The organism is Sulfurovum sp., from assembly GCF_015493435.1.
Lineage (GTDB): Bacteria > Campylobacterota > Campylobacteria > Campylobacterales > Sulfurovaceae > Sulfurovum.
In genome coordinates, this window is record NZ_WGDD01000014.1 from 1 (window position 1) to 20,840 (window position 20,840).

Annotated in this window: 21 protein-coding genes; 8 read left to right on the forward strand and 13 right to left on the reverse strand. The window is 40.0% G+C overall.

The window, feature by feature from the left end; translation table 11 throughout:
* From F8L24_RS02370 to F8L24_RS02380, 3 genes are all read right to left on the reverse strand, one after another.
* Positions 1-821: ABC transporter permease (locus F8L24_RS02370; protein ID WP_294951366.1), on the reverse strand; the 821-nt coding region annotated here is incomplete at its 3' end.
* A complete protein-coding gene (locus tag F8L24_RS02375; protein WP_294951368.1) occupies positions 822-1,718 on the reverse strand; it encodes an efflux RND transporter periplasmic adaptor subunit in 897 nt (298 codons plus the stop codon).
* A complete protein-coding gene (locus F8L24_RS02380) occupies positions 1,715-2,422 on the reverse strand; it encodes an ABC transporter ATP-binding protein (protein WP_294951370.1) in 708 nt (235 codons plus the stop codon). The genes F8L24_RS02375 and F8L24_RS02380 overlap by 4 nt, the downstream gene beginning before the upstream one ends.
* 105 nt (positions 2,423-2,527) lie before the next feature.
* Here F8L24_RS02380 and F8L24_RS02385 point away from each other — a divergent pair, with 105 nt between their 5' ends.
* Positions 2,528-4,555 carry a bifunctional DedA family/phosphatase PAP2 family protein gene (locus tag F8L24_RS02385; protein WP_294951372.1) on the forward strand — a complete coding sequence of 676 codons (2,028 nt, stop codon included), beginning with the start codon at positions 2,528-2,530 and terminating at the stop codon, positions 4,553-4,555.
* Positions 4,556-4,579: 24 nt separating this feature from the next.
* Here the strand turns inward: F8L24_RS02385 and F8L24_RS02390 are convergent, their stop codons facing one another.
* The 9 genes from F8L24_RS02390 to F8L24_RS02430 all read right to left on the reverse strand — a co-directional run bounded on the left by F8L24_RS02390 (position 4,580) and on the right by F8L24_RS02430 (position 14,259).
* Entirely contained in the window at positions 4,580-4,900 is a 321-nt protein-coding gene (locus F8L24_RS02390; protein ID WP_294951374.1) for a PepSY domain-containing protein, read from the reverse strand.
* A gap of 88 nt (positions 4,901-4,988) precedes the next feature.
* A complete protein-coding gene (locus F8L24_RS02395) occupies positions 4,989-8,048 on the reverse strand; it encodes an efflux RND transporter permease subunit (protein ID WP_294951376.1) in 3,060 nt (1,019 codons plus the stop codon).
* Positions 8,045-9,109 carry an efflux RND transporter periplasmic adaptor subunit gene (locus F8L24_RS02400; protein ID WP_294951378.1) on the reverse strand — a complete coding sequence of 355 codons (1,065 nt, stop codon included), beginning with the start codon at positions 9,107-9,109 and terminating at the stop codon, positions 8,045-8,047. The genes F8L24_RS02395 and F8L24_RS02400 overlap by 4 nt, the downstream gene beginning before the upstream one ends.
* Positions 9,102-10,304 (reverse strand): TolC family protein, encoded by a 1,203-nt coding sequence (locus F8L24_RS02405; RefSeq protein WP_294951380.1) that lies wholly within the window; start codon positions 10,302-10,304, stop codon positions 9,102-9,104. The genes F8L24_RS02400 and F8L24_RS02405 overlap by 8 nt, the downstream gene beginning before the upstream one ends.
* 83 nt (positions 10,305-10,387) lie before the next feature.
* On the reverse strand, positions 10,388-11,590 hold the full coding sequence (locus F8L24_RS02410) for an ATP-binding protein (RefSeq protein ID WP_294951382.1): 1,203 nt from the start codon (positions 11,588-11,590) through the stop codon (positions 10,388-10,390).
* A gap of 97 nt (positions 11,591-11,687) precedes the next feature.
* Positions 11,688-12,344, reverse strand: a complete 657-nt coding sequence (locus F8L24_RS02415; protein WP_294951384.1) for a response regulator transcription factor — start codon at positions 12,342-12,344, stop codon at positions 11,688-11,690.
* Positions 12,344-12,754, reverse strand: coding sequence for a PepSY domain-containing protein (locus F8L24_RS02420; protein ID WP_294951387.1), 411 nt, complete (start codon positions 12,752-12,754; stop codon positions 12,344-12,346). Before F8L24_RS02420 ends, F8L24_RS02415 begins: the two co-directional genes overlap by 1 nt.
* 89 nt (positions 12,755-12,843) lie before the next feature.
* Positions 12,844-13,788: a DUF2279 domain-containing protein gene (locus F8L24_RS02425; RefSeq protein WP_294951389.1), complete on the reverse strand. Its 945-nt coding sequence runs from the start codon at positions 13,786-13,788 to the stop codon at positions 12,844-12,846.
* A 63-nt stretch (positions 13,789-13,851) separates the two neighbouring features.
* Positions 13,852-14,259, reverse strand: a complete 408-nt coding sequence (locus F8L24_RS02430) for a hypothetical protein (RefSeq protein ID WP_294951391.1) — start codon at positions 14,257-14,259, stop codon at positions 13,852-13,854.
* A gap of 150 nt (positions 14,260-14,409) precedes the next feature.
* On the opposite strand from F8L24_RS02430, the gene F8L24_RS02435 reads away from it, so the two are divergent.
* From F8L24_RS02435 to F8L24_RS02465, 7 genes are all read left to right on the forward strand, one after another.
* A complete protein-coding gene (locus F8L24_RS02435) occupies positions 14,410-15,018 on the forward strand; it encodes an isoprenylcysteine carboxylmethyltransferase family protein (protein WP_294951392.1) in 609 nt (202 codons plus the stop codon).
* Positions 15,019-15,114: 96 nt separating this feature from the next.
* Positions 15,115-15,774 (forward strand): response regulator transcription factor, encoded by a 660-nt coding sequence (locus F8L24_RS02440; RefSeq protein WP_294951394.1) that lies wholly within the window; start codon positions 15,115-15,117, stop codon positions 15,772-15,774.
* Complete coding sequence (locus tag F8L24_RS02445) at positions 15,761-17,086, forward strand: HAMP domain-containing sensor histidine kinase (protein WP_294951396.1); 1,326 nt, start codon at positions 15,761-15,763, stop codon at positions 17,084-17,086. Before F8L24_RS02440 ends, F8L24_RS02445 begins: the two co-directional genes overlap by 14 nt.
* 117 nt (positions 17,087-17,203) lie before the next feature.
* A complete protein-coding gene (locus F8L24_RS02450; RefSeq protein WP_294951398.1) occupies positions 17,204-17,632 on the forward strand; it encodes a heme-binding domain-containing protein in 429 nt (142 codons plus the stop codon).
* A gap of 663 nt (positions 17,633-18,295) precedes the next feature.
* Positions 18,296-18,949, forward strand: a complete 654-nt coding sequence (locus tag F8L24_RS02455; protein ID WP_294951400.1) for a TetR/AcrR family transcriptional regulator — start codon at positions 18,296-18,298, stop codon at positions 18,947-18,949.
* 57 nt (positions 18,950-19,006) lie between these two features.
* Positions 19,007-19,615: a class I SAM-dependent methyltransferase gene (locus F8L24_RS02460; RefSeq protein ID WP_294951402.1), complete on the forward strand. Its 609-nt coding sequence runs from the start codon at positions 19,007-19,009 to the stop codon at positions 19,613-19,615.
* Between the two features lies 1 nt (position 19,616).
* A complete protein-coding gene (locus tag F8L24_RS02465; protein WP_294951404.1) occupies positions 19,617-20,219 on the forward strand; it encodes a DUF2238 domain-containing protein in 603 nt (200 codons plus the stop codon).
* On the opposite strand, the gene F8L24_RS02470 is transcribed toward F8L24_RS02465, so the two are convergent.
* On the reverse strand, positions 20,216-20,788 hold the full coding sequence (locus F8L24_RS02470) for a DUF3365 domain-containing protein (protein ID WP_294951407.1): 573 nt from the start codon (positions 20,786-20,788) through the stop codon (positions 20,216-20,218). The two genes, F8L24_RS02465 and F8L24_RS02470, sit on opposite strands and share 4 nt — an antisense overlap.
* Positions 20,789-20,840: the final 52 nt, after the last annotated feature.

Sequence of the window (20,840 nt, forward strand, 5' to 3'; positions counted from 1 at the left end):
CCCACATCTTCGGAGTTTTTTAAATACCACAGCACGGTTTCTTTTTTAAAAGCATTGTCCGTAACAGCTTTCAGTCCTGTCTGCTTTGTAATATTTCTGGCTAAATCAGCGGCAGATATGTTTTTCTCTGCTTTTGCCATAATGAATGTAATATATCTGTTCTCTCCGGGATTGAGTCGTTTGAAATTCGACTGTGTTGTGTACATCAGCGGTCTTGGCGGGAATCTGGGGATGGTGGAAGAGACACCGCTCACAACGACTCTTTTATCATTAATGATCAGTGTGTCTCCGTATCGCAGTTTTCGTGTAGGTACATTGAGATGTACGCCGTCATAAGGCCACATATCTTTTGTATACATCGGTGTCTGAAGTTTATCTTTGGTTCCGCCGCTGTCGACGATGACGCTCTGGGGTATATGAAGCAGTGTGGTACTCAGACCGCCTCCGGGCCTTGGGGTTCCGCTCAGTGTACCGTCATCTACACCGATCATCTGAAAGGACTGGAAGTGTCCGTTTGGAAATCTGGCGGTGACATCACCCAGATACAGAGGTACAGCATAACTCACTCCTTTGACACTGCGCACAAGCCCCAGAGCACCATCACTCATATTGATCGTTGCTTCTGTCGAATGCACTGCCGGGTCCATCACCCAGATACTGGCGGTGGGATTTTCGCTTACCAGCGCAAAACCCCTGGTCATGAAGCCTGCAAAATAGGACATTGCGAAGGTTACCAGAAACGCAGTAAACCCGATGCCTGTAAAAAGTCCCAGAAATTTGGTTCTGTCATGCATCAGCATTTTGACTGCCACTTCAAACATTTATTTTTCCTGCTCAGGGGTCTGGATAAAGACATCCAGCTGTTCTCCCACATAAAGAGGGAATGTTTTGGTTCTTTCGGCTGCATAAATAACTTGCAGCACACGTGTATCGGTTCGCTCTGTACTGCGCCCTGTCAAGTTTGTTTTCGGCACGACATAAGGAATGGTATAGGCGTATTTCAAGCCGATATTTTTTTTAGTATTTCCGCGTAAGTATGCGACTGCTTTTGTTCCTGGTTTGAATTTTGAAATATCATACTCATTGATGCTGACACGTACATTGACCCGCTCACTCCCAATGAGAAGAGCATTTGAGCGGCTGTCAAAAAAATCTCCCCTGCTTATCTCAGATCTCAATACTATGCCGTCTATGGGACTGTACACCTTATATAGATTTGACTGTTCTTTCAGGGCAGCCAGTTTTGTTTTGGACACTTCCAGCAGCTCTTTTGCTTCATGAAAATGATCCTGTGCCTGCATGTATTTTTCTTTCGTAACCATTTGAGGAGAGACATTTTTGAAATTTTCTATCAGCTCGAAGTGATGTTTTGCACTGATGAATGTTGCCTCAGCAGCTTTGATACCTGCCTGTGCGATCAGAATATTCGACTGCAAAAGGGTATCATCCATTTCAAAAAGCAGCATTCCTTTCTGTATTTTCTCCCCGCTTTGTACATAAACCGCTTTGACAATACCGGAGAAAGAGGAACTTACCGCAATATTTTTGCTTTTTGCCTCTACGATCCCCGTACCTGCTATAAAAGAGTTAAAAGGCAGTTTCACTGAAGGGATGGCAACGGTACCGGATGATTTTAGCATATCATCGTAAAACATAGCAGCAATGCCGATACCTACACCGATAAGTGAGAATATAATCCATATATAAAATTTTTTCATCTATTTTTTTCCACCTTGATGATTCTTCCATCTTCCATTTGTGCGATCCTGTCTGCATATTTATATACCCGTTCATCATGTGTCACGACGATCATGGTTACACCGTGTTCTTTGGTCAGTTTCTTTAAAAGTTCCATGACCATCTGTCCGGACTTGTGGTCCAGACTGCTTGTAGGTTCATCACAGATCACCAGTCTGGGTGTATGTACCAGTGCCCTGGCTATGGCGACCTTCTGCTGCTGTCCGCCGCTCAGATTACCCGGAAGAACATGTTCTTTTGATTCCAAATCCACCGCTTTTAACATTTTGTATGAACGGGAGAATGCCGTTGTTTTATTGGTACCGAAGATGGTAAGAGGCAGGGCTGTGTTCTCCGCAGCCGTGAGTGCAGGAATAAGATTGAATGCCTGAAATACAAAGCCGATCTCTTTGCCTCTAAAAGCAGTTTTTTCTGCATCGCTCATTGCAGAAAAATCGTGGCCCAGAACAATGCACCTGCCGCTGTCAAAACCAAGCAGGGCAGTAATTACCGATACAAAGGTCGTTTTGCCGCAGCCCGAAGGCCCCACCAGCATAAGCAGTTCATTTTCATAGACATCAAGACTTATACCCTGTAACGCTTTGACCTCTGTCTCGCCTGAATTATATGTTTTTACGATATCAGTACACTGTAGTGCAATGTTTCTGCTGTTGTCTGTTGTCATAGGCAAATTATAGTCGATGAAAATGAAATGAGGATGAAAATTTCTTTCATCCTCATTTCATTTTGAATGTTTATAATGAACTAAAATTCACCAAACGGATCATATATGTCAGATATACTGAATCATTCTATTTTGCCCTTTATTGAGCATTTCAAACATTATGTCGTATGGATCGCCTTCTTTGCCGCCTTTGGCGAGACGCTGATCGGTTTAGGTTTTTTGCTGCCCGGTTCAACCTTCCTGCTTCTTCTTGGTGTTCTGGCGGGGCAGGGATATTTTGATATTGGTATATTGCTCTTATTTGCAGTAACGGGAGCTTATATAGGGGATATCACCAATTATTATATCGGTAAACACTACGGTTCTTCTTTACTGGATAAAACATGGATCCCTTTCTCCGGTGAGCAGCTCAGGAGAGCACAGCAATTTTTAAATACACACGGTGCAAAATCTGTTTTTCTGGCTCGTTTTCTGCCGGCGCTGAAAGAGAGTGTTCCTTTTCTTGCAGGTTCTTTGAAAATGCAACGGAGCAAGTTCCTTTTTTGGGATTTTTTTGGTGCTATCGGCTGGAGTTTGGAGTTTATAGGTGTAGGCTATCTCTTTTCGGCATCACTTTCCCTTGCACAGATATGGATGAGCCGTACGCTTACTGTCCTTGTGATACTCATTTTCCTTTTTGTACTTCTCTATCTTTTGAAACAATTTATTGTAAACAATGCACACTCAGCCAAAATAGTACTTCTTTCACTCTGGAATTCTTTTTTGCAAAATCCTTTTGTATCAGGGGGGATAAAATCACATCCAAAATCCACAGCATTCATCAAAAGCCGTTTTGACCAAACAACATTTTATGGATTGCCGCTTACATTGCTTAGCGTTGCATTTATATCGGTTTTAGCACTTTTTGCCGGTATTGTCGAAGATTTTCTCAGCCGGGATCCGATCGTTTACGTTGATCATATTGTTGCAAACCTCATGGTAGGATGGAGAACGCCGGAAATGATCACCTTCTTTACCTGGGTCACCTATCTTGGTACGAAAGAGATTGTGCTGCTTTTCCTTGCATCGGCTACTGTTATTTTGTTTTTGTATAAAAAATATAATGATCTTATTGCACTCTATTTTTCTTTCGCGGGGTCAGCTGTTTTTCTCTACCTGGGTAAACTCGCTTTTCACCGCCCGCGGCCGGAGACAGCACTCTATTTTGAGTCTTCCTTCTCGTTTCCAAGCGGGCATGCCACAATTGCTGTAGCATTTTACGGATTTTTAGGCTATTTGCTAATACGCCATGTCGATAAATTTAAAAACAAGATCAATCTCTTTTTTGTTACGACAATACTGGTTCTGCTGATAGGCTTAAGCCGTATTTATCTCGGAGAGCACTATCTCAGCGATGTTTATAGCGGATACTTAATAGGAACGTTATGGGTAATCACGGCTATTGCCTTGCTGCAGTGGCTCTCATGTAAAAAGTTTTTTACTCAGGGAAAGCCATTTGGTAAAGCAAAAACAATCAGTATTACGCTGATTTTCATTACCGCAGGTTTGTATGTTCTTTTTGGTTTTAAATTTCATTATACACTTGCCACCCCTCCCAAAATAAATACAGTCAAACTTGACAGGCTCAAAATGTTATTTGACAAAAGTTCCAATAGATTTGCCAAAAATATCTTCGGACTTGACGCGCAGCCGATCAATATTGTCCTGACGTCTGATCAAAAGGAAGATATCTGTAGTGTTTTAAAAAAAGCCGGATGGAAAGATGGAAGTGAGATACAAAGTCTCAATATTCCTCTCTTTTGGCAGGCAAAAGAACCGATCTGCAGTTTGAATATGAAAAGAAAAAAAAGATTTTATCTGCTAAAAATCTGGCGTACCGATGTATCCTGTAAAGGCAAAAAAGTATACGTTGCCGGTGCGAATGCTATCACCGGAAAACAGTGGGGTATCATACCGGTTTTCATCACAGATATGGATGAAGCAAAAGCATTCGTTGTGAAAGAGCTCCATGAGAATACAAATATAAAAAGAGATAAACCTATTCAGGTAAATGCACCTTTTGTCAAAGAGAATCTTTTTGGGAACTCCTATTTTAGCGATGGGAAGATAGAGGTATTGTCTTTGGAAAAATAAGAGAAGATCATTTTTTCCTATGGATCAATCGTCGTCTTTACTTTTGAGTACTTTCGCTGTAACCGGATCGACAAGTACTTCCATCTTTTTACCGTTTCGGGCAATAATTTTGATCTTATAGACGAGATAGTCATCTTCTTCATCGAGTTTTGCCTTTACAACCTGGCCGTTAACACTTTTTTTTGCCGCTTCGATCGCCTGGATCATGGAGACAGTCACTTTGTGCATGGCTTTCTTTTCAGATTCGAAAAGTCCTACTTTGATAGAACTTATAATATCGTCAGCCATAGCCGAAGAGCTGAAAAGCACACCAGAAACAAGGCTGGATAAGAGAATTTTTTTCATGTTTATTCCTTCGTTTGATTTATACCTATACTATACAATTTTAAGATGAAACAAAAATGAAAGTATACATAGTAACATATTGTAGAAACTATAGTTTGGTTCTATAGAGATAAAGCCAATAAAAAAACAGCGGTATGACAAACAGATTTACCACAATAGCAAAAAAGAGTCCGCCCATAATGGCGATCGCCATATCCTGTATGATCTGTGTGCCGCTGCCTATTGCCAGTGCGACGGGCAGCAGGGCAAAGGCGTTGGAGAACATGGTCATCAGTACCGGACGAATCCTAACAGCGATGGCATCTACTATTCGTTTTTTCTCGTCGGTATCACCGGCTATATTCATGTGATAGAAATCGTAGATGAGAACATTGTTGTTGATGACGATGCTGAGGACTATCAGCATACCCATAAAAGCAGTGATATCCAGAGGCTTTCCGGTAAGCTTCAGTGCCAGGAAAACACCCGTCAATGTGACCAAAAGTGCTATGAGTATAGAAAATGAGGTGCGAAGTGAACTGAAGTTCAAAAGCAATCCTGTAAAAATGATGATAATCGCAAACAAAATAACATATCCCATCTCTTTGAAAGATTGTTGCTGCTCTTTGTAAAAACCGCTGATATCGGTGGTGATATCGCTTGGCAGTTTGGCAGAAGAAAGGGTTTCTTTGATGTGTCCAACTACAGCTGACATATCATTGCCCATAAATCGGATACCCAGGATACAAACCGGAGAGAGGTTGTAGTGTGTAATTTCAGCTACTTTATTTTTATAGGTGATCGTGGCAACATAATTCAAGGGTATATTTTTGCCCAGTTTGGGTGAAAATACAAGCAACTCTTTTTGTAGATAGGCAATAGGATCAACCCTCGGACGACTCATAAGGACACGAATATTGATAAGCTTCTCCCCTTGTGCCACAGAGGCCACAACCCTGCCGTAATACATAGCCCTAATCTGTGTTGCCAGTGTCTGCTCATTAATACCATATAATGCGAGGGCATTATCTTTAAGGCGTACATTAATGGCAGGGGAAGCATAGGAAGTAAGGACATTTACTTCTTCTACATCTTTGATAGGTTTCAGCTTCTCTTTAAGGCGATACCCCTGTTGTATCAGCTCGTCAGGATTGGGGCCGAAAAGATGTACCGATATAGGTGCATCTGCTCCCATAATGTCTCCAAGTCTGTCTTCAAGGACTTGAGAAAGCCCCAGTTCCTCCAGATTGGGTACGGCATGCTCTATCTCATGACGCAGTTGTTCGATGACTTCAAAGGCACTTCTGCTGCGCTTTTTTTTGAGTGTCACCAAGAAATCTCCCTGATTGGGTTGTGTAGAGACTTGCCCCAGAGAGGTTCCGATACGGAGTGTCCATCCTTTGACCTCAGGCGTATTATCGAGTATTTTGCCCACAGTCATAAACTCATCTTTGCTCTGTCCCAGTGAAGTACCCGGAGGCAGTACCATGTCCACAACAACATTTCCTTCATCCCATTTGGGCAGGAAAGTAGAGGGGATAGTTTTGTAAAGGAAAAAGCTCAATACGAAGGCAGAGATGAGGATAGGTATGGATATCCAGGCATGGTTCATCATCTTTGTCAAAAAGCGTTTGTATCGCTCTACCATAGGCTCCATAAAGTCTTTTTTTGTTTTTGGTTCATTGGGAAGTGCAACAAAAGCAATGATGGGAGTCAGGAAAATAGCGATCACCTGAGAGATCACATAGGTGATCACCAACACAAAAGCCAGCTGTTTAAAAAAGAGTCCTACCACACCGCTCACCAGCAACAGCGGTACAAATATCAATGTAGCAAGCAGTGTTGCCACTGCCATGATCGGCAAAATCTCTTTCGCACCGCGGATCACGGCTTCCTGTTTTGAAACTCCTTTTTTAAAGTGCCTTTCAATGTTTTCGATCACAATGATCATCTGATCTATCAAACCGCCAAGTGCTGCAGCCATACCGCCGAGTGAAAAGATATTGAAATCAATACCTCCAAGCTTCATCCCCACCATGGTAATAAGAAATGTAACAGGAATAACAAGCAGAGAGACAAGTGAAAGTTTTACCTGTCTTAAAAAGAAAAACACCACCAAAACAGCGATGATACCACCGAGTATGATGGCATCCCTTACACTGTTGACCGCCTCTTTGATAAAATCGGTACCATCATAGTAATTGACGATCTTGATATCTTCTTTTTGAAGTGCAGGTGCCAGCTCTTTTAATTTTTCATCAAACTTTTTTGCGACATCTATGGCATTGGCATTGGGCTGTCTTAAAAGATTGAAAACCACTGAATTTTTAAATCCTGTGGCGGCACTGGTGGCCTTGACGGGATTTGTTCTCTCTATAAGCAGTGCAATATCACTCAACTTCACAGATTTTTGATTTGGCAGTGCAATATCAAGATCCAGTAATTTAGAAGCATCTTCGCTTTTTTGATAAAGTGAAAGAACATACTGTTTATGATAATCCTCAATAAGCTCCATAAACTCTATGAGATTTTGCGCTTTGAGCTGGTCGATGATCGTTTGCACATCCAGTCCGTATGCTCTTACCTTTTTTGCATCGAGCAGGAGTTTGTATTCACTCCATGCCGGTGCTTTTATCTGTATATCATAGACTCCCGGGATAGAGAGCAGTACCGGTTTGAGTTCATAGTAAAGTTTCTCTGTCAATTTTGCACGTGATAATGAATTGGAACCGATAGCATAGATAGAGACAGGGTAGATACTCGGTGTCGCCTGACGTATGGTTATGGAGGCAGAAGCAGGAATACGGTTTTTGATATCTGCTATACGGGCCTGAACCAGCTGGTATGCAAGATAAGGGTCGATATTCCAGTTGAAATAGAGACTGATATCGGTAGAACCGATAGAGGTGGAAGAGACTATCTTCTCGACATCCTGTACTGTTTTAAGCGCTTCTTCGCTGGGCTTGGTCACGGAGAAAAGCATCTGTTTGATAGGCGCATAGCCATTTTCAATACTCACTTCGATGCGTGGGAAAAAGACATTCGGGAAAACACCTTTGGGGATAGAAAAGGAGAGTTTGTAGCCGACAGCAGCCAGCAAAAAAACAACGATAAAAATCGCCAGTTTATTTTTCAGGATATAGAGGAAAAAACCTTTTTGCTCTTTCATTTAACAACCTCTACGGTGGCCCCGTCATGCAGCATATAGGCATTTTTCAAAGCGATTTGATCTTTGGCTTTTAGATGGTCTGTGACCAACACCTTGTCAATCATATCTTTTTGCACGGTGACAAAGTGAAGTGTCGCTTTGCTCTTTTTTATGAGAAATATAGCCGGGCGGTTTTGTACCAGGACAATCGCCTCTTTGGGAATGATCCAGCCTTTGGTCTGTGCCGTTTCTATCTGAGCTTCTATACGCAACCCAACCGGCAAAGTATGAGAAGGCAAGGCAATCACATTGAGCAGATTGTCACTGCTTTGAGGAAGTATGGCTATAATTTTTGCATCAGCAACAACCCCTTGCTCTTTTATTTTTACGTTTTGACCGATATGCAGCTCTTTTGCAAAGAGTGGAGAGACAAAAAGCCGTATCTGCACATGGGCATCTATGATCCTGCAAAGTGTTTGTCCGTAAGAGACATAACTCCCGTCAGGAAGCAGCGAATCTACATATCCGGCTACCGGTGCTTTCACAGTGGAGGAGCTATTTTGAAGTTCCAATTTATTCAATGCTATTTTGGCTTGATTGAGGGCAATGCTCCTCTCTTCCAAAAGATTTTGCTGATCCAAAAGTTGGTTTTTTGAGAGGATGCCGAGGTTCACCATCTCTTTGGCACTTTGAAGTTTACTTTTTTGTGCAGAAACCTGTTTTTGCAGAAGTTTGATATTTGACTTTAGCATGGTTATGGTGTTTTTTTGTCGAGCGTTACTGACTGTTGCAACAACATCATCTTTTTGAATCAGTTGGCCATTAAAACTTTTTACATGCAGAATGCCCTCTGATAGTGTATTGATAGTAATCTTTTGATGGGGCTCTGTAATGCCGGTTACAGTATGACTCATAGGCATACTTGCGATTTTTGGGGAGACAATACTGACTTTAACATGTCGTTCCTGTTTGGGAACCTGAAGTGCTTTAGCTGTTTCTTCATCATTATCTTCAAAGAAAGAGAAAAGAGAAGAACTAAAAAGAAGTAAAAGGCTGAAGATAAGGAGAGATTGCCTATTCATAAATGATTTTCTCAGAAAGCATATTCAAGATAACAGCATTCTGTATCATCTTGTATTTGGCACTGATCTGTGCTTCATGTGTGGCAAGGCTCTCTTTTATGGTCTGTAGGTAAGTGTTTAGGTCAACATAGTGTTTCAGGTAGGCTATTCTCATATTTTTTAACGTAACATTGCTGTGTTTCAGGGGTTGGCGGAGTGAAGCAAATAATTTTTTGGCTGTTTGATATTGGGTTTTCCATGCAATGTACTGTGCTTTTCTTTCTATCTCCAATGCTTTTTTTTGACTCTTTATCCTCAACGCATCTACTTTTTGTCTCTCTATATCATGAGTCATCCCACCATCAAAGTGCATACTCAACCCCATGCTCAAAGTATAGTTGTCACCATTGGCAGTAGGGTCATTGTTGTATTGCTGATTGGCACCGATGATGGCATCTGGCATCCAGCTTTGTTCGATCTGCTTTATTTTTTGTGAGGATTGTTTTGCTCTGTTGTCATTGAGTTTGAGTTGCGGACTGTGGGCAAGAAAGTGACGAAGATCGCTATGCAGCCCAGTCACAGAGAGGTGGGGAATAGCATGATGCGGGCTGTAAAGTTTCAGTTGCGCTTTCATCATCGTGACTATTTGCTTTTCCTGGTCTCTTTGTGCCTCTATCAGTGCCATAATATTTTCAAGTCTTGTGAGTTCAAGCATGGGTACAGTACCCGACTTGACGGCAGATCTGACAGCTTCAATCAAAGTTGCCTGTGTGTGGTACAGCTTTTGGTAGAGTTTCAGTTTCTCTTCACTGGCTTTACAGGAGGTGACCATATCGACCAGGGAAAGAAAAAGTTTTTCTTTCTGGACTTGAAGCAAAAGCCCGTCCTCTTTCATTTGAAGCTGTATAAGACGGATATCTTCTATATTTTTTCCAAAAAGATCGATCGTATCTGTGATACCGATATCGGTATTGTTGAAGTGATGTGCCAAAAGTTTTGCATTGGTTGCACCGTACATGATGCCTGCATCAAGATTGAGATACCGTTGCTTCTTTTTGGCTTCTATAAGTAACGCTCTTGATTTTTTCTCTAATGTGTACGTGCTTTGGTAAGAAAGTGTTTTTACTGCCTCTTTGTAGAACGGGATCATACCGCTGCCGGCATTTGCCAAGGTTAGGAAAATAGTCATCAATAAAAAAACAGTAATTTTTTGCATGAATGCTCCTTTTGCATATTTTACTTTATTATGAATAGTGAAAATGAAATGAAAATGAAATCCCGTACAGGCAATGGCATAAATTACAAAATCACTTCTACAGTCGTACCAATGTCAAGTTTGGATGTGATGTACAATTCACCCTTATGAAGTTCAATACTGTTCTTAACAATAGAAAGACCAAGCCCAAATCCTTCTGTTTCTTTATTACGTGATTCATCTACTCTGTAAAAACGGTCTGTGATTTTAGACAAGTTTTTCTGTGCTATGCCTATACCTTCATCTTGGATAATAAAATGAATCATCTTCCTTTCCTGCCAAAGTGATATATGAATATTTTTTCCTGGGGATGTATATTTGACAGCATTGTCTATAAGATTTGAAAAAATAGCATTGATCAATTCAGGGCTTGCATTTTTTGTTGCTTTTTCAAACCTGATGATTTCCAGGTCAATGTTCTTTGCCAGGGCTTTGGGAAGATACTGATCAACGGTTCCCAGTAAAATAGCATTTAGGTCGCAGGGGACAAAACTTTGCATTATATTTTCTTTCGAATATTTACTGAGTTGGAGCAACTCTTCTACAATTTTTTGGATCTTGTGTGATTCGGACTGTATCATGTTCAAACTCTCTTTATAGTATGCTCTGTCCCGATCTTTTTTGAGAGCCAATTCAATTTTTCCATTGATCACAGTCAGTGGTGTTTTCAACTCATGTGACACATCACTGTTAAACCTGTCCAGTTTTTCAACACCGTCTTTGAGTCTATCCACCATAGTGTTAAAGGTGTCTATCAGATTACGAATCTCATCTTCAGATTCCGTAAGCGGTATTTTATTTTGAAAATTGTGAATTGAGATATCTTTTGCCACAGTACTGATGTTCTGTATGGGTTTTAGAATCTTATTGACCATTTTATTTGCCAATAGCATGAAAAGTAAAAAAAGTATGGATTCCAGGGCTATGATGATAGTAATAACATTTTCAAACCCTTCGTCAATATCATCTTTAAAAACTGCGATGGCACCGTCAAAAGGTTTTTTGAATTTCAATACATAAAGTGCTGTTTGACTCCCTTTTCTCTCTACAGTAGAAAAAGGTTTTTTTTTATGAATTATTTTTTCAATACCCTTAAAGTCAAATTCTTTTGTTTTGTATATTGTCTGACTATTTTTCACAATTGCAAAAGGAAACTTGGCGTGTATGTCGCTAAACTTTGTAGTACTTAAATGCTCTTTGATGTAAAAAGACTGGGAATAAAGACCATTTTTTGTCGTCTCAATCATGCTCTGGTTTAAAAAATAATAAAATATAAACCCAAAAGCCACAAGCATAAAAAAGGAGATAGTGCCAAACGATAGCAGAACTTTTGTTTTTAAACTTTTATGCTTCAATTTTATATCCCAGCCCTTTAAAATTTTTAATGAAATCCTTACCCAGTTTTTTTCGCATATGGTAAATCGTTACCTCGATAACATTGCTTTGTTTGAAATCTTCATTTGTCCACAATTGCTCTTCTATCATAAACTTTGAGACATACGAATTTTTTTGCTTTACAAGAAACATCAGAAGCTCATACTCTTTTGCAGTAAGAGGAACTTTTTCATCGTTCTTTTTGACGGTCTTGTCATTGATGTCGATACTAATATTTTTTATGGTAATGGTATTTTTCCCGTTCGAGACTATCCTTCGGTAAAGTGCTTCCACTCTGGCCTGTAATTCTTCAAGACTGAATGGTTTGGCAAGGTAGTCGTCTGCACCACTGTTGAGTCCCGTAACCTTGTCTGCTATCTCACCTTTTGCAGTCAGCATAAGAACAGGCGTATTGATATCCTGCTTTCTTAAAGAATGCAAAACATCCAGCCCACTCATTTTTGGCAGCATCCAGTCAAGAATAATCACATCATAATGGTTCATTGTTGCCAAATATTCGCCATCTTCGCCGTCCTTGGCAACATCAACAATATGATTTTCCTCAACAAAGGCACTTTGCAGAAGCGAGAGGATGTTTTTATCATCCTCTACGATCAAGATCTTCATTAATCCTCTTTTTCTTCATCTTTTTCATTGTCGTTTTCATCTTCATGGTCTGGTTTGTCCACGCTTGAAGTTAAGACCTGAGCAGTTCCGGCATCCACAACAACATTGAAAGTTTTACCATCCTTCTGGAAAACTTCAGCTTCATAAACCAGGTTACCCTCTTCATTTTCAAGTTCAACCTTTGTGATTTTGCCTGACAACTTTGCTTCAATCGCAGCAAGAACTTCATTTATGCCAACTTTTGCAGCTTTTATCTCTTCAGTTTCACTGGCTGTTTCGCTGATCTGTACCGAACTTTGTATCTCTATATCTTTATCATTGTCATCATTGGTCTCAATGTCCCCAGCCATGGCAACACCACTTGCTAAACTGAATGCAAGAAAACTTTTTACTATATATGATTGTTTCATATGTGATCCTTTAATGTTTATTTATCAACCAATTGCTTGATCGATAAAATAAGTATAGAAGTCTCAGATGAAACAAAAATGAATAAGGTTTATTTTTTATTTCCAAAATAAGGTCTTGAATAGGGCTGAACATACCCTTGTGTATCATAATCATATCCAAACGGAATATAGGTATATGGAAGTTGGTAATAGTTGAAAATTTTGCTCGTCTTTTCCCAGCCTATGGCTTTTAGTACCTCGGATGAATTTATCCCGACACCAACATAAACTACACGTTCTTTGTCCAAATAATCTTCATGTGCCTGATATCCTCTTGTGTAATATCCGAGCTGCAGTTCAAGATACTTCATAGGTGTATCTTCCATACTTTTAAATCCACTGAATTTCAGTGCCATTAAATATTTCATTGAATTGTATTGGGTAAAAAAGTCAACATTGGAATTGAAATCAGGTATATATTCCAGACGAAAATCAAGTTTTGATTTTACTGTCGGATATTTTTCCCGGACATAATAGAAAGCTGCACCCACAGTATTCATGATGAGATCCTCATAGGAAAATCCCTGTGATGCACTGAACGAATCTCCAACCTCCATCAGTGCCTGGAAGGTCCAGGATGTAAGGGGACCGTATAGCAGGGCTTCATCTTCATGCATACCCCAGTATTCATAAAGGGAGGAGAAGCCAAGTGACCATAAATAGGTGGAGTACATATGGCCAAACTTATCGGCACCGCCATACTTTGTATCCTTCCCAAACCACCCTTCATTTTTAACAACAGGTTTGATGGTAAAGTAATCCCAAAAAGCCGTCCCCCATGCGGCAACAAGACCAGCACCAATCAGGTTAGTGTAGAGTACCCGGGTTCTCAATTCTTCATCGGTCAGCGGCTTTTCCGGCTTAAAGAGGATAGCTTCAGTCCATGTTCTTTCCTGTGTTCCTGCCGCGGTATCTTCTCCTGCTTTTGAATTTGGTATATGCCCACCGGCTATTAAGCTTGCAGATACTACCGGGATCAAAATAAGTTTCTTCATTTATATTATCCTCCAAAAAATTATCGAAAGCATACAAAATGAAAATGAAACAAAAATGAAAAACTATGCTTTACCACTTGTAATTAAACTGTATACCTTTGTAGTCAGTGCCAACCTCAGGTGTAATGTCGAGGTTTTTATACGGGCTGGTGAAAAACCAGCTCCGGAGAATGCACTTGAGGTATGTCCGGAAGGGAAGGAATCTGTATTGTCGCTGTCTGGTCTCTTTTCTCGCACGGTGTACTTCAACGCATAGGTTGCCGCAAGCGTTGTGCCGTATGATTTGTAGAATTGATATTCTCCTTCTTCATCATCAAGATAAAGTGTCGCTCCATAAGCACCTACCGGTATAGCCACCGATAATATATCTCCTATTCTTTCTGTATTGCTTTTTGCATACATTGGGTTTGCAAGTATCAATATCGGTAATGCTGTAAATATTTTTTTCACCCTGTCCTCCAAATTTTGCATTGGAGTACTTTATGGTATGAAAATGAAATAAAAATGAAAATTTCATTTTCATTTTTATTTCATTTTCGTTGATTATTATTCCGAAAAGTACGAAAACCAAAGTACCGATAAAGGTGCACTGGCGGAATTTCACATTCATGAAGGAAAAAAATGAAATCAAAATTTGAAAAATCACGGATACTGATATCCAGAATTATTGTTGTTGCAATATTGGTCTTTTTTATAGTAACAGGAAGTTACTGGGAAGAAGATCATGGAATGATGTCTTATGTATTGTTTTGCATAGGTGTAATTTTTGTAGGCATTGCTTCATTGGGAAGAATGTGGTGTTCAGTATATATCGCTGGCTATAAAGACAATAAACTGATTACAAAGGGACCTTATTCACTCTCGAGAAATCCTTTGTATTTTTTTAGTATGTTAGGTGTGATTGGAATCGGATTTGCTACGGAAACCTTTACTTTTCCTTTACTTCTTACAGCACTTTTTGCTATCTATTATCCTTTTGTGATTAAAAGTGAAGAAGCACGTCTCAGAACTTATTTTGGGAATGACTTTGAAGATTATGTTAAAAAAGTTCCTGCTTTTTTCCCAAGATTTTCATCTTTTGATGAGCCGTCTCAGTATATGATGAATCCTGCTGTATATAGAAATCATATTTTTAGCGCATTGTGGTTCATTTGGATAGTTGGAATATTTAAAGTCGTTGAAGGTTTGAAAGAACTTGGATTTTTTGGTCATTTATGGATAATTTATTAGCCAACCTGTAGAGAACCTCTCATATAAAAATTTCGGAATAGGGTGCAGTCAATTGCTCTTCATCCCCATTTCATTTATACATTATATAATTAAGTCATGAAAATCTTAATTATAGAAGATGATGCACATATCCTTTCTCTTTTAACAAGAGGATTCAGCGAAGACGGGCATCTTGTAGAAAGCAGTATGGAGGGGGAAGAGGGGGAGTATATGGCAGGTGAAAATGCTTATGACATCATCGTACTCGACTGGATGCTGCCTGGAAAAAATGGACTGAAAATTTTACAAAGTTTACGTCAAAAGAAAATAAAAACCCCCATTATCATGCTTACAGCAAAAGGTGAAACAGAAGACAAAGTGGCTGCATTGAGAGCAGGTGCAGATGATTATCTGGCTAAACCTTTTGCGTACGAAGAGCTGCTGGCAAGAATAGGGGCACTCTACAGAAGAAGTGCTATGGAAGGCAGCAATACTGTTGATATTCAGAATATCACGCTTGATCTTGACGCAAAAACTGTCCAAAAAGAGGGTAAAGTACTTTTGTTAAGCCAAAAAGAATTTGAACTTTTACTCTTTCTTGTCAAACATAAAAACAGTATGGTAACCAATGCCATGATAGAAGAACAGCTTTGGAGCAATGAGACTGCTGTCAACAGCAATGTGATACAGGTAACGATCTATCACTTGAGAAAAAAAATAGGGAAAGATCTGATCAGGAGTTTCAGGGGACTGGGGTACAAAATTGAAAGCCGATAGTCTAAAGAGAAGGGTACTGTTTTGGTTTGGCAGTGTGAGTGCTATGCTGCTGGTACTTTTTGGTTTTGTGTTTTACTATCTGTTCGATCAAAGTATTTCTTTAAAAATACAAAGCCAACTGTACAAACAGGCTATTGGGACAGAAGACAAAATAACCGCAGGAGAACCGTTAGATCAGGTTTTGCAAAAAACACTGGCACAAAATTATGAAGCGGCAGTATTCAAGGCAGGCAAACTGGCCGGGCAAAGCAGGAACTTCCATTTGAAAAATCCCGAATCTTACATACATTACAATGACCGGTTTGTAATGCTCAAGTCCGAACAATACCTCAAAGGAGTCTATGTACTGACACTTTCAAAACTGTTTAAGGGAAAATTGATCGTAACAACCCATGAGATCAATAACAGTATTGAAGATATTACAGATACACTGCTGACACTGATACCTATACTTCTTTTAACCCTTCTTTTTCTGGGAAGCAAACTGATCGACAAGATCTTGATACCAGTCAAGCGTATTACCCGGACAGCCAACAGGATCGGTGTCAACAATTTTTCGGGTACTATCCCGCTTCCCGAAAAAGAAGATGAGATAAAAGCACTGGTTGAAGCGTTTAACAGCATGATCGTCAGACTGAAAGAGGGGGTGGACAATCTGAACCGGTTTAACAGTGATGTGTCGCATGAATTGAGAACGCCTCTGACCGTCATTAAAGGTGAAATAGAGATCACCCTTCGCAAACTGCGTGAGCCGGATGAATATATTGAAAGCATGCAGACCATTGCCTATGAAGCGGAACAGATAGAATATATTGTAGAGAACCTGCTGCTGCTTACCAAATACAGCCAAGAAAATATCAAGCAGACATTTCAGCCCTGCCACCTTGATGCCATGGTGCTCAATACACTTGAGAAATATGATAGTACACTCAAAGAAAAAGGATTGCATCTTACTATAGAAAAACTTGAATCGATTATGATAGAGGCAAACCCTGTACTTCTGTCTATGATTTTTTCAAACCTCATAGACAATGCGATCAAATATACGCCAAAACATAAGTCTATTACCATTTCACTTTATAAAGATGAAAAAATACATTTTGCTATTAAAGATGAAGGTATAGGAATTCCCAAAGAAGAACTTTCAAAAATAACCGATAGATTTTACAGGGTTGACAGATCAAGAAACAAAAAGACAGAAGGCTTCGGACTGGGGCTTTCCATTGTCAAGAAAGGTGTGGAGCTTCATGGCGGGAAGATAAATATAGTCTCTGTGCCAAATGAAGGGACTACAGTTCATATTATTTTGTAATTATTAGAGGTCCCCATAAGTTTATCCTTTTTTATTGTATAGTAAATTCATATACAGTTCACGATCTATTTGTATACTATTGTATATGATACTACTACATAAGAAGGAGAGAAAAAGATGAAAAAAATACTTATTGGACTTATAGTCCTTTTGGTTCTGATCCAGTTCATACCGTATGGAAGAAACCATGACAATCCCAAGGTCGCAGCTGAACCGCAGTGGGACAGTCCGCAGACACGTGAAATATTTATGCGTGCCTGCGGAGATTGTCACTCCAATGAAACCAAATGGCCAAGGTACAGCAATATTGCACCGATCTCCTGGTCTGTGTACCACCATGTAGAAGAGGGGCGGGAACATTTCAATATTTCCATGTGGGGATATCAGAAGAAAAACAAAGGTGACGAAGCCGCCAAAGAAGTGGAAGAAGGAGAAATGCCTTTGTTCTCCTATCTGCTGGTTCATTCTGAAGCCAGGCTCTCAAAAAAAGAGAAAGAACAACTTATCCAAGGACTGGAAAATACGTTTGGCAGGGAAGAAGATTGATTTTAGGCTTTTTTTAGCACACACAAGGAAATACAAGCGAGTCTGTACAGAAACGACAGACTTGTTGTCCGGCATAGCACTTGATTTTCCTGTACCTGGATATTTCGGATATTTTTAAGTGTTATACCGGTTTTCTTTATTGCTTAATTCTATTGATTAACATAATATAAATTCTATTAAAAAACTATATCGTTTCTGCTCTGTAATTATATGTGTACATTTCCCGGTATATAAAAGACAATTTTTTGTCTATATGAGAATTTCACTGGAAATTATTTCGCGATCATGTTATTCCAATAAATTCCAAAACCTAAATCCGATTCACTGTAGTTTCTTTTCTATTTTAATTATGACAGATATAGATAAAGTTTATATTTTCAAATATAAATAAATTGTTCTTTTCCTGCTTTCAAAACACCAATGTCGTTCCTTTCAAAAAAACCAAATATGTATTTTCCCTGCAAAGCCCTTTAAGGGGTACTTTAACGCGGTATTGGTGAACATTTGTTCTTAAATAAAAGTAGTTCCTCTTTTATAAATGAACATATGTTCACTTCAGGAAAAACAAGAAAAATTAAATATGAACATTTGTTCATAAGCAAGACATGGTGCCGGCTTGACATATGAACATTTGTTCACTATAATTGCATTAAAGGAGTCACTATGAGCGAGCAGACGGGCACTTCCGCCCTATCTAAAGGAAGAAAAACCAAAGAAAAAATACTCAAAACCGCATTGAAACTTTTCTCTGCCAAGGGCTATAAGGCAACAACAGTCAGAGACATAGCCGGAGCCATGGGTGTAAAGCAGAGTGCACTCTATAACCACTTCAAGAACAAAGAGGAGATACTTGAAACCCTTATAAGCAACCTTACCTCTTCGGCGATAGTCACCTTGTTTGACGATAAAGAGCCCCAGGAGCTTCATAAACAGGGGAAATCACTTCTTATGAACCTTGCAACTACGTTTAAGCTTATCGGCTTTGACGGGCCAAATGAAGCACTTTTAAAGCTATTGATGCAGGAAATATTCAGAAACGAGCGTGTTCGGGAGATCTATAACGAATATTTCTACCAGGAGAACGTTAAAAAGCTTTCAGGGCTCTTCTTTCAAATGATGCAGGAAGAGATGATCAAATCTTCCGATCCGCTTTTGTTGGCCAATGAGTTCTTTTCTCCCCTTTTTTTCTACCAGATGCAGGTTTCTCTGCTAAAATTAGACAAGAAATCTACCTCTTCGGTCGTTTCACTGTTTGAAAAACATGTAGATTTTTTCTGGGACAACATTAAGGTTGAAAAACAAGAGACGTTATTTTAGTTAGATACTAAATAATATTAAAAAGTAGAGATATTATTATATTAAGGAATATTAAATATGAAAAACAAGATTGACCACTTCGCGCATAAGTCAAAATCATGGGATATGAATTCAAAAAGAGTTCAGAATGCCAAGGGTATCGCAGATTTAATAGTAAAAAATATTGAACTCTCCCCTTCCATGGAAATCATGGACTTCGGTGCAGGTACCGGTCTGCTGAGCTATTTTGTCGCTCCCTATGTCGGTAAGATCACGGCGGTAGACAATTCCCCTTCTATGCTTCTTGAGTTTACAAAGAAATGTGACGAATTCGCCTGCAGGACCGAAGTCATGGAAAAAGATCTCAGTGTCGATACGCTTGAACGAAAATTTGACGGCATTACCTCGTCTATGACCATTCATCATGTGAAAGACCAGAAAGCCCTTTTCTCCAAATTGTATGACATGCTCAAGGAAAAAGGGTTCATTGCCATTGCGGACCTTGACAGTGAAGACGGCAGCTTTCACAGTGACAATACAGGCGTCTTTCATCATGGTTTTGACCGGAAGGAACTTGAAAACATTGCAAAAGAGGCAGGATTTAAACATATCAGGTTCGACCATGCCAATACGATCTCCAAGCCGCATCATGATTTTACAGTCTTTTTAATGACTGCGGTGAAATAGTATGAAATATCTATGGCTGGGTATCTTTTTTACTGTTTTGACCTGGTCAGCGGTACATCCCAAAGACCAGTTTACCTGGTTTCTCGAAGTAGTGCCTGCCCTGATCGGCTTTATACTGATCGTATTGACCTACAGGAAGTTCCCTCTTACACCCCTGCTCTATACGCTCATATTGATGCATATGATCATCTTGATGGTCGGCGGGCACTACACTTATGCCGAAGTACCGCTCTTTGACTGGATCAGAGAAGTGCTGCATCAGAACAGAAACAATTTTGACAAACTTGGGCATTTCTTTCAGGGGTTTGAACCTGCTATCCTTGCCCGGGAGATACTGATCCGCCTCAAAGTGGTCAAACCGAGCCGCTTGTGGCTGGATTACATCGTACTGAGTATTGTTCTGGCTTTCTCTGCTTTCTATGAACTGGTGGAATGGTGGGTAGCGTTGGCAACAGGAGAGGATGCCGAAGCTTTTCTGGGAACACAGGGCTATGTCTGGGATACACAGTCAGATATGCTGTATGCGCTTATCGGCGGTATCACCGCCCTGCTTCTTTTAAGCCGACTGCATGACAGACAGCTTAAAAAGATGATGAAGGTTTAGTGCTTTTTGATCTCGGCTACGATCACACCGCGAAGACTGCCTTCTTTGAAACCGGTTGCATGGTCATGCGGATAGGCACTTTCAATCGCTTCTTTGATCTTGGGTGAAAGAGCGCTTCCATGGCACTTCAGGCAAACAGCCTTTGTTACAAGCGGCTTGTAGATACGTGTGACATCTCCCTCTTTTACTATTTTGATATCTTTGGGGGAAAACGTTTTGTCAGCGATCGCTTTTTCATACGCTTCCATTACTTTCCTGTCTGTGGCATCGGGTGTATTGACAGAATTGTTTCTGACTTTCAGTGCGGTACGCCTTACTGAAGCATACTTTGGAAGCTTTGCATTGACCTCTTTGGTGATGGTATCTGCACTGGAAGTACAGAATGCAAGTGCCTCCAGACCGCTTGGATCGTTTTTCATATGTGCTTTGAGTTCACCTTTCAATGCCCCGCCAAGCATTTTAATGTATTTAATGCCTTCCTGTTTCACCTGCGGCTGTGGTGCTGCCTCCGATGCATGGAGCATAGATACGGCAAGAAATGCCGGTAATATCAAATGTCGTACTGTCATTTTCAATCCTTCGTATAATAATATGTGGAGCAGTATAGCAAAACTTTCATTT

Coding starts and splice junctions, on each gene's coding strand:
- F8L24_RS02375 (WP_294951368.1), bottom strand. CDS start 1,718: ATGAAAAAATTTTATATATGGATTATATTCTCACTTATCGGTGTAGGT.
- F8L24_RS02380 (WP_294951370.1), bottom strand. CDS start 2,422: ATGACAACAGACAACAGCAGAAACATTGCACTACAGTGTACTGATATC.
- F8L24_RS02385 (WP_294951372.1), top strand. CDS start 2,528: ATGTCAGATATACTGAATCATTCTATTTTGCCCTTTATTGAGCATTTC.
- F8L24_RS02390 (WP_294951374.1), bottom strand. CDS start 4,900: ATGAAAAAAATTCTCTTATCCAGCCTTGTTTCTGGTGTGCTTTTCAGC.
- F8L24_RS02395 (WP_294951376.1), bottom strand. CDS start 8,048: ATGAAAGAGCAAAAAGGTTTTTTCCTCTATATCCTGAAAAATAAACTG.
- F8L24_RS02400 (WP_294951378.1), bottom strand. CDS start 9,109: ATGAATAGGCAATCTCTCCTTATCTTCAGCCTTTTACTTCTTTTTAGT.
- F8L24_RS02405 (WP_294951380.1), bottom strand. CDS start 10,304: ATGCAAAAAATTACTGTTTTTTTATTGATGACTATTTTCCTAACCTTG.
- F8L24_RS02410 (WP_294951382.1), bottom strand. CDS start 11,590: ATGATTGAGACGACAAAAAATGGTCTTTATTCCCAGTCTTTTTACATC.
- F8L24_RS02415 (WP_294951384.1), bottom strand. CDS start 12,344: ATGAAGATCTTGATCGTAGAGGATGATAAAAACATCCTCTCGCTTCTG.
- F8L24_RS02420 (WP_294951387.1), bottom strand. CDS start 12,754: ATGAAACAATCATATATAGTAAAAAGTTTTCTTGCATTCAGTTTAGCA.
- F8L24_RS02425 (WP_294951389.1), bottom strand. CDS start 13,788: ATGAAGAAACTTATTTTGATCCCGGTAGTATCTGCAAGCTTAATAGCC.
- F8L24_RS02430 (WP_294951391.1), bottom strand. CDS start 14,259: ATGCAAAATTTGGAGGACAGGGTGAAAAAAATATTTACAGCATTACCG.
- F8L24_RS02435 (WP_294951392.1), top strand. CDS start 14,410: ATGAAATCAAAATTTGAAAAATCACGGATACTGATATCCAGAATTATT.
- F8L24_RS02440 (WP_294951394.1), top strand. CDS start 15,115: ATGAAAATCTTAATTATAGAAGATGATGCACATATCCTTTCTCTTTTA.
- F8L24_RS02450 (WP_294951398.1), top strand. CDS start 17,204: ATGAAAAAAATACTTATTGGACTTATAGTCCTTTTGGTTCTGATCCAG.
- F8L24_RS02455 (WP_294951400.1), top strand. CDS start 18,296: ATGAGCGAGCAGACGGGCACTTCCGCCCTATCTAAAGGAAGAAAAACC.
- F8L24_RS02460 (WP_294951402.1), top strand. CDS start 19,007: ATGAAAAACAAGATTGACCACTTCGCGCATAAGTCAAAATCATGGGAT.
- F8L24_RS02465 (WP_294951404.1), top strand. CDS start 19,617: ATGAAATATCTATGGCTGGGTATCTTTTTTACTGTTTTGACCTGGTCA.
- F8L24_RS02470 (WP_294951407.1), bottom strand. CDS start 20,788: ATGACAGTACGACATTTGATATTACCGGCATTTCTTGCCGTATCTATG.